This window comes from Mesorhizobium sp. M7A.F.Ca.CA.003.01.2.1 (assembly GCF_003998945.1).
Classification (GTDB): domain Bacteria; phylum Pseudomonadota; class Alphaproteobacteria; order Rhizobiales; family Rhizobiaceae; genus Mesorhizobium; species Mesorhizobium ciceri.
In genome coordinates this window covers 1-8142 of the sequence record NZ_RZRA01000132.1, presented here as the reverse complement: position 1 = coordinate 8142, position 8142 = coordinate 1, and the positions used below count along the sequence as shown (strand labels likewise).

At 61.3% G+C, this 8142-nt stretch carries 10 protein-coding genes and 1 tRNA gene; 4 read left to right on the top strand and 7 right to left on the bottom strand.

What is annotated here, in order from left to right; genetic code table 11:
- Nucleotides 1-795 (top strand): YcbK family protein (locus tag EN969_RS08180; RefSeq protein WP_127419064.1); only part of this gene is annotated, 795 nt, incomplete at its 5' end.
- 301 nt (nucleotides 796-1096) lie between these two features.
- Nucleotides 1097-1171 (top strand) — tRNA-Glu (locus tag EN969_RS08175).
- 810 nt (nucleotides 1172-1981) lie between these two features.
- On the opposite strand, the gene EN969_RS08165 is transcribed toward EN969_RS08175, so the two are convergent.
- The 5 genes from EN969_RS08165 to EN969_RS08145 all read right to left on the bottom strand — a co-directional run bounded on the left by EN969_RS08165 (nucleotide 1982) and on the right by EN969_RS08145 (nucleotide 5124).
- A complete protein-coding gene (locus EN969_RS08165) occupies nucleotides 1982-2389 on the bottom strand; it encodes a TadE/TadG family type IV pilus assembly protein (RefSeq protein ID WP_127419063.1) in 408 nt (135 codons plus the stop codon).
- A complete protein-coding gene (locus tag EN969_RS08160; RefSeq protein WP_032808908.1) occupies nucleotides 2379-2804 on the bottom strand; it encodes a TadE/TadG family type IV pilus assembly protein in 426 nt (141 codons plus the stop codon). Before EN969_RS08160 ends, EN969_RS08165 begins: the two co-directional genes overlap by 11 nt.
- A gap of 19 nt (nucleotides 2805-2823) precedes the next feature.
- Complete coding sequence (locus tag EN969_RS08155; RefSeq protein WP_063167868.1) at nucleotides 2824-4050, bottom strand: pilus assembly protein TadG-related protein; 1227 nt, start codon at nucleotides 4048-4050, stop codon at nucleotides 2824-2826.
- 322 nt (nucleotides 4051-4372) lie between these two features.
- On the bottom strand, nucleotides 4373-4636 hold the full coding sequence (locus EN969_RS08150; protein WP_013532000.1) for a DUF6074 family protein: 264 nt from the start codon (nucleotides 4634-4636) through the stop codon (nucleotides 4373-4375).
- Between the two features lie 191 nt (nucleotides 4637-4827).
- Nucleotides 4828-5124, bottom strand: a complete 297-nt coding sequence (locus tag EN969_RS08145; RefSeq protein WP_013532001.1) for a DUF982 domain-containing protein — start codon at nucleotides 5122-5124, stop codon at nucleotides 4828-4830.
- Between the two features lie 243 nt (nucleotides 5125-5367).
- Between EN969_RS08145 and map the strand changes: the two genes are divergently transcribed.
- Nucleotides 5368-6195, top strand: a complete 828-nt coding sequence (map, locus tag EN969_RS08140; RefSeq protein ID WP_013532002.1) for a type I methionyl aminopeptidase — start codon at nucleotides 5368-5370, stop codon at nucleotides 6193-6195.
- Nucleotides 6196-6222: 27 nt separating this feature from the next.
- Here the strand turns inward: map and EN969_RS08135 are convergent, their stop codons facing one another.
- Entirely contained in the window at nucleotides 6223-7122 is a 900-nt protein-coding gene (locus EN969_RS08135; RefSeq protein WP_245441330.1) for a HAMP domain-containing sensor histidine kinase, read from the bottom strand.
- A 6-nt stretch (nucleotides 7123-7128) separates the two neighbouring features.
- Between EN969_RS08135 and EN969_RS35900 the strand changes: the two genes are divergently transcribed.
- Nucleotides 7129-7578, top strand: a complete 450-nt coding sequence (locus tag EN969_RS35900) for a hypothetical protein (RefSeq protein ID WP_245441331.1) — start codon at nucleotides 7129-7131, stop codon at nucleotides 7576-7578.
- Here the strand turns inward: EN969_RS35900 and EN969_RS08130 are convergent.
- Nucleotides 7545-8142 (bottom strand): response regulator transcription factor (locus EN969_RS08130; protein ID WP_164758178.1); only part of this gene is annotated, 598 nt, incomplete at its 5' end. The two genes, EN969_RS35900 and EN969_RS08130, sit on opposite strands and share 34 nt — an antisense overlap.

Here is an 8142-nt window from a genome sequence, read left to right as displayed (position 1 = left end):
GCCATGAACAACCCGGTCTATGTGACGGCTGGCGAGATGCCGCAGGCCGAAGCACCAAAGAAGAAAGGCTTCCTCGCCTCGATGTTTGGCGCAACGCCAGCCTCGGCGACACCAGCCCCCCTCATCAGCAACGCCCGGACGGGCGAGCAGCCCCCGGCGCAGGCAAAAGCGACGCCAGCAGCGGCAAAACCGATCATCACGCTTGCCTCGGCCGATTCCACGGCCAAGCCGGTACAACTGGCTTCGCTCGGTGGCGATAGCGGTCACATCACCGGCAGCGATGCCCTGCCCGGCGTGCGCCAGACGGCCCTGTTCGAGATCAAGCGCAAGTCGGGCCTCGATGACGAAAGCGACGTCGACCTCAACGAGGATGAGGGGCCAGTGGGCGGCTCCTATCAGGTTGCGTCCGCCGCCGGCATGGCCCGGCTGGCGCCCAACGGGCTGCTCAAGCAGAACGAAAGCGTCGATGTGGCCTGCCTGAAGCCGTCGCTGGTGCGCGTGCTGAAGACGATCGAAGGCCACTACGGCCGCAAGATGACGGTGACGTCAGGCTATCGCGACCCGGCCCGCAACCGGCGCGCCAACGGCGCCAAGAATTCGCTGCACATGTATTGCGCCGCCGCCGACATCCAGGTTCCCGGCGTTTCGAAATGGGAACTGGCGAGCTACATCAGAAGCATGCCCGGTCGCGGCGGTGTCGGCACATACTGCCACACAGAATCGGTTCACGTCGACGTCGGTCCCGAGCGCGACTGGAACTGGCGCTGCCGCCGGCGCAGCGGCGGTGACGGCTAGCAGCGCTATTTGACGGCCTACGCCTGTCAGCCGCCAAGGCCGTTCCGGCAATATCGTTCCAGCCTCCTGAACATTCGAGATAGGCTGAAGCGTCCCCAACTTCGTCATCCTCGGGTCTTCGCGACGGAGCGCTCCTTGCTCCGCCCGTGGATGACGAAACGATGGGTGTCGCCGCTAATCGTCAAGCCTGCCAGCCCTCGGCAAACCGTTGATTTGGCAGGCCTGGAAAAAAGTTGTCCAAGGTGGCACCTGACGGGTTGCCGGTTGCGCACAACGCCAGTATAAGCCGCTTCGTCTGAGCGCGCCCATCGTCTAGCGGTTAGGACACCGCCCTTTCACGGCGGTAACAGGGGTTCGATTCCCCTTGGGCGTACCAGAAAAATTTGCGTTTGGCGCAAACCTCCCTCCCAATGTCGGCAATTTCGCTTGGCTCTCTGCTGCTCTCTTCAACTGACGCGCAGTCTTCCGCGATCACACCATAGGCCAACGCGGCCACACGGGTCATAATCCTGCTACAAAGTGGTCGATTCCTAAGGGATGTAGCCGCTCCAAGAGCCCGCCGCAGGTCGCCCCCGTGGCGGGCTTTTTATTGCACGGTCGAGTTGGGCTTTCACGGCATTGCGACAACGGGGCGAAGCCCCGAGTGGCAAGTCCGTATTTATTTGCCTAGTTTGCGTGCGGGAGCCTACATGAGAACGGGTCGCGCGCCGCTCAAGACGACCCTCTTCAGCGCTTCAACCGGCATCCGACAGTGCAAAGTCAAAAGCCTGTTATGATCCACGGATTGGAGTCGTATCCGAGACGCGGCTCTGCCTTTGCCCCGCTATCTTCCGATTTGGCGGTTCCGGTGAAACCGCAGTCCAGATTTGCAACGGGCTTCTTGGTCGACGGTTTCGTGGAACACAAGGCGGCAGCGTCACTGACCGCCGCCTTCTTTTCCTTGGCAACAGCGACACCGGTCGCAGCGAAAACAACAGCCGCGCACAATACAGCCACTCTCATTGGAACCCCCACATTGCACCCGACAGATGGTCGAACATGACGTAACGTAATCTTAATATTAGCACTAACGAATATATTAGCTAGCCCCGTGCCATAAAAAGCAGGCCGAGTGCCAAGCTTGCGCCACGACCGCCAAACCGGTGCATTGGCAGAGCCCCGGCGCGCGAGGCTATCAGGCCACAGCCTAGCCGCTGCCAAGCAGCGGCACGGTAACGGTTGTCGCGTAGTTGATCGGGAAGGAACTGAAGTAGGGGAAGTCGATGACGAAGGCATAGGCGGCGGTCAGATGCGCCATGCGGAAGCCGCCGCTCACCGGGTCGATGGCGATCGTGACGTTCACGTCCTTGAACCCCAAGGCCTGCAATTTCTGCGTGGCGATCGATTGAATGTCGGCCTGGGTCAGCGTGTTCTTAAGCTGCAGCGAGCGCGCTGACGTCTCCAGCGTATAGCGAACACTGGAGACCGAGTGCATCGACGAGCCAAAGGCGAATATTCCGAACAGCAGCATGACAAGGAAGGGGGCGATCAGCGCGAACTCCAGCCCGGCCCCGCCCGATCGATCCCGCCGCAACGCGCTTACCCTAGCGGACACGGATCACCTCCTGGTGACCGATGACGGTGGGAGCGGCAAAGGCGCCGAAGGCAATTGGCGGCACCCAGGTGCCCGATGCCTGTATCTGGACATAGATCGACGGCACCTTGGGCCCACTGCACATGGTGGAAGCGTCGACCACGGTCGTCCCGCACATACGGATGTGGCTTAGCGTGACCTGGCCGTCTTCCGGCCGATTTTCCCAGCTCGCAATGGCAAGGGCCTGGGTCGCCGCATCATCGGTCGATCCGCTCATGACCAGGTTCGCGGCCGTCTTCACACCGGCGCGCATCGACAGTGAACTCGTTATGTAGGACCAGCCGTCCAGAATACCAAGCAGCACCAGGCACAGAATGGGCAGCACCATCGCGAACTCGACCGCCGCAACGCCCGAATCATCGCCGAGGATCGGCATCGACCGGCGCCCCACGGAGCTACTCGGACAGTGCCACGGACCGCGCGGCTGGAATGTTGGGCACTCCGAGGCTCGAGCAATCCTGATTGATGGTTGAATTACCGGACCATTGAATCGTATTTGCGACGACCCTGGTGCAGCCGCCATTGCCCGAGAAGTTGCCAAGATAGCTCACTTGCTGCTTGGGGAAATAGATGGCCCCGGTCAAAAGCGAGTCCGCTGTGCCGTTGAATGTGCTGGATGCACTCATGCCGGTCCTGTCGCCGTAGAACAGAACGCCTGAGTAGGTGCCCGAAGTCGCCGCGCTGAGCTTCACGGACGCATTGCCATTCATGCTGACGGTCGAGCTGCCGGACATGAAGATGGTCACCCCGGCGCCGGTGATGGCCGCGTTGGCGTTTATCTTGAGATTGCCCTGGACGACATAAACGCCGGGCGAAAGCGTGACGTTGCCCTTCAGGTTCATGCCGCTGCAATAGGTGCCTGGACCGAGCGTCGCCTTGTTGTCGTTCAGGCAGGGGGTCGCGGCCACCGGGGCCGGCAGGTCGACAAAGGGATCGCCGGCGGGCAGTGCCTGGGTGATCGGGGCCGCGCAGACGGTGGTGACGGGATTGCTGAGAGAGACACCGCCCGCCGATATCAGGCAATCGGCCTGCAGACCGGCCGCGCCCTGAAGCTTGATGGCGTCGGAGGCGATGGAATTGGACATGACCGAGCAGCCGGTGAGCTTAACGCTGGTGCTGCCGGAAAACAGCACCGCCTGCGACGCGGACGGATCGAGCGCGAGCATGCAAGCACTCGAGGCATCGGTAATGACGGCCACCGCCCTCGCCTGTTCGGGAACCTTTTCCTGTGTGAAGATCAGGGTGAACATCCGGTCGAGCTTCTGGCCGACGATCACCTCGACCGCTTTTTTCGCCGTATTCGGTCCGGACGCGGGCGGCGTATTGACGACGATCGTGCCCGAGCCCAGCCCGTTCGACGCCGCGGACTGGGTCGCAGCCGCGACGATCGTCGGCTTGTCGGAACCCGAAATCTGTTCGAGCGCTCCGGCATAGGCGGCTGCATCGGCCGTCGCCTGCAATCTCAGGCTGTTGTAGTACCAATAGGAGGTCTCGACGCCGAAGCCCGCAGCGCCGACAACGACCGGCAAGGTGAGGGCAAAAATGGTGGCGACATTTGCGCCCGTGCTCCGGCGCATGGCGTCCATTACAAGCCGAACACGGGTGAAGCTATTCAAGGCCATGGCTTAGATTAGAAAGCACGCATAAATGAACGAATGGCTAAAAAGTTCGGTGCATTTTTGAGCAGTGGTCCATTGGCTTCAAAAAAGAAGTGCTTCGCTGGCTGATCAACGCGCGAGCGCACTTCCTGGCAAGCGAGAAGGGCTAGGGCCAGCGGGAGGCGGCGAGAGAGAGCATCGATGTCCTAGAGCATCCGCCTGCGATAGGCAGCCATGGGTTCGCACCCGATCAGCGAACTTGCCGTCGAAGGCAGCAAACACCGATGTGTTGCTGCTCGCACTGTTGGAGAATGCAGTGGGAAGCCAAAGCTGTGCAGGATTTTCTTCAAGCGGAAAGAATCGGCATCGGCTCCGCAACCACCCCGGCCGACATCTCTCTTTGCACGGCTTGGAAAAACCTGCGCACTTCATCGCTGGCTGCTGTTCTGTCCCTGCCGGAGCCGACCACAAGATCGAGCAACTCCGACGCCTTGGCCCTCCAGAACGAGGTGGCGGTCTCGCCATGCAGGTTGCCGAGCTTGGCAGCAACCTCTCTGACCAAGAATACCTGACGGTCGATCGGGAATGCACGGATTTTTTCTGGGGACATCTTCCGAACCATGAGACTGACGCAACGAATCAACCATTGCCAACAAGCAATGGCGTAGCCGGGAAGGTGGAAACGGAAGCTTAACGGCGCTGACGTGGGTGCGGGGACGCAACGATACGCTCGCGACATCGCCTGTGCGTCAAACGCGCTTCATTGGTTGCAGTGGGGGGCAGGCGAAACGGCGGCGGCCCTTAGGCCTGGAGCGCCCTCGCCTCACCGCCGCGCTTGCGCGGCGTCATCATATCCCTGGCCATCAGTCCGCTGGCCCGGCAAAACGCCATGAACGCCCGGCAAGCATCCTCGGTCTTGACCACGTCTACCGTGGCCCCAAAGCAGGCGTTGAAGGCTTTCTGGTAGATCGGGCCCTGACGGCGCGCAGGCCAGTCCTGGAGAAAATCGAGCGCCTGTTCGACGCCGTAGATCTCCTCGACCGGCAGGCCGGGCGCGGGCGCTATGCGCACCGGCACCTCGAATTGCAGTCTGTCCATTTCCTGTCTCCCGAACTGGCGCCACCGCAGCAACGCCGTTCGTCGTCAAAAGTTGCTTTGACCGGCTTTTGGCCCAGAAATGTGTCGTCACTTGGGTCGCTGAACCGCCCATGCAAGGCGAATATCTCGAACTGTGCGGGTGCATCGGGCAGTTCTTCCTTGAACCTTTTGCCCTCAAGTGCCAAATCTGGGGAGATCTTCACGTCGGCTCTCTTGCAGGGCCCTACCCGCTACACGGACAAAATGGTCACCTATCTCGACGCTGCCACGGCCCCGCTCAGAAATACCGGCCAGATCCGCCTCTATGGCGAGGACGGCTTTGCCGGCATGCGCAAGGCATGCGATCTCACCGCGCGCTGCCTCGACGAGCTGGTGCCGATGGTCCAGCCCGGGGTCACCACCGAAGCAATAGACCGCTTCGTCTTCGAATTCGGCATGGACCACGGCGCGCTGCCGGCGACGCTCAACTATCGCGGCTACACGAAATCATCCTGCACCTCGATCAACCATGTCGTCTGCCATGGCATTCCCGACAACAAGCCGCTCAAGGATGGCGACATCGTCAACATCGACGTCACCTACATCCTCGACGGCTGGCACGGCGATTCTTCGCGCATGTATCCGGTCGGCACGATCAAGCGCGCCGCCGAGCGGCTGCTCGAAGTCACGCATGAATGCCTGATGCGCGGCATTGCGGCGGTCAGGCCGGGCGCCCGCACCGGCGCCATCGGCGCCGCCATCCAGACCTTTGCCGAAGGCGAGCGCTGCTCGGTGGTGCGCGACTTCTGCGGCCACGGCGTCGGCCAGTTGTTCCATGACGCGCCGAACATCCTGCATTACGGCAGCGCCAATGAAGGCGTCGAGATGCGGCCAGGCATGATCTTCACCATCGAGCCGATGATCAATCTGGGCAGGCCGCACGTGAAGGTTCTGTCGGATGGCTGGACCGCGGTAACGCGCGACCGCTCGCTGTCGGCGCAGTACGAGCACACGATCGGCGTGACCGACACAGGGTGCGAGATTTTCACGCTGTCGCCCAAAAAGCTCGATCGCCCCGGCCTGCCGGCTTAGAGCGCACCTTACCCGGCGGGAGGCCGTCTATGCCGACTGCACATCCGCGGCATTCGGCAGGTCGATGGTAACGACCAGTCCGCTGGGCTGGTTGTCCTCCAATTCGATCCTGCCGCCGTGCCCCTGGACGATGTCGGCAACGATCGAGAGGCCCAGACCGAAGCCATGCTTCGACGCAATGCCGCGCGACGCATCTTCCTTGAAGAATGGTTCGAAAACACGGGCACGTGCCGTCATCGGAATACCCGGCCCGTCGTCCCCTACCGTGATGCGCGCCGCCGTGCCGGTCGCCGTCAAGGCGACCGTGACATTGCCAGCGAATTTGACCCCGTTGTCGCAAAGATTGGCGATCGCACGCGCCAATGCATTGGGCTTGCACCAGCCCAGAAGCCGGTCCGGCCCGGAATATGAGACAGGAAATCCGACATCGGAGAATTCGGCGCAGACGGTTTGCAGAACGCTGGCAATATCGGCGCGCTGCAGCTTCTCCGTCGAAACATCGTTGCGCAGGTAGGTAAGGGTCTCATCGATCAAGATTTCGATGTGCTGGACATCGGACAGGATTGCGGTTCGGATTGGGCCATCATCCATGCGCTCGGCGCGAAGCCGCAGCCGCGTCAAAGGCGTGCGCAGATCATGACTGACGCTGCGCAACATGCGCGTGCGGTTTTCGATCATCGTGCGGATACGCGTCCTCATCCTGTTCAGGGCGCGCGCCAACCCCACCATTTCAATGGAGCCGTGTTCGACGAAGAGCTGGTCGCCATTCTCGATCTCGGCCGAACCGACTGCCGCCGAGATGCGCTTCAACGGATCCGTCACGGCCCAAACCGCAAACAGCCAGATCAGCACGGGCAAGGCAACGAAAGCCATGAACCTGTAGAACGAGGCACGGACGAGGCCCGATGTCAGCCAGGAATCGGGCATGCCGAAATGGGCCAGGACGTCCTGCTGGTCGAGGTCGATGACAAACGCGTATCGGCCGCCGATCCTTATCCAGCGTCCCTCAACCGTCCCCCTGTCGATACGCAAAAGCCATTCGACACTTCGCCATTGCAGATAGGACTGGGGAATGCCGGTTATCCGGTCCTTGGGCAATATCTCGAAATCAAAGCCGGCCCGCTTTGCTGTCGCCAGAATTGCGCCACGCGCCTGCGCCGGCGTTTCTTGCAACAAGGCAGCAACAACGGCCGCACGCCCGGCGTTATCTTCCGCGGCGGGAAGATCGGCGTTCTCTATGAAACTCTCGACGACCGAACCGACGAACATGATCACGATCACCGCGATGAAAATGATTGCCACAAACTGCCCACGCACGGACTGTGGCAAGAAACGGCGGATGAAATCCCTTATGCTTCCTCCACCGTCGCGGTGAAGATGTAGCCACCCAACCGAACGGTCCTCAAAAGCACCGGATCGCGCGCATCCTTTTCGATCTTCCTGCGGATTCGACTGATATGGACATCGACGCTACGCTCGATCGGCCCCGCGAGCCCGGCATGGGTTACGCCCAGAAGTTCCTCACGAGAGAGAACCCGGCCTGCATTGCGACAAAACGCAAGCAACAGGTCGAATTCATGCGTCGTGGTCGTCACCCGCGCATTGTTGGGGTCATGCAATTGCCGGCGTATGGGATCAAGGCGCCAGCCGTTGAAACGAAGTACCTTCGACCAGTCCCGCTCGTCGGGATCATAGGCTGTACGGCGCAGCAGCGCCCGTATCCTGGCCGTCAGTTCACGCGCGCTGAACGGTTTCGTCACATAGTCGTCCGCGCCGATTTCCAGCCCGAAGATGCGGTCGATTTTCTCGCCGAGCGCGGTCAGCATCAGGATCGGAATGTTGGTTGCGGCACGAAGGCGGCGGCAGATGTTGAGACCGTTTTCGCCCGGCAACATGACATCGAGCACGATGAGATCGAATTTCTGGGTGCGAAGCGCGGCATTCATC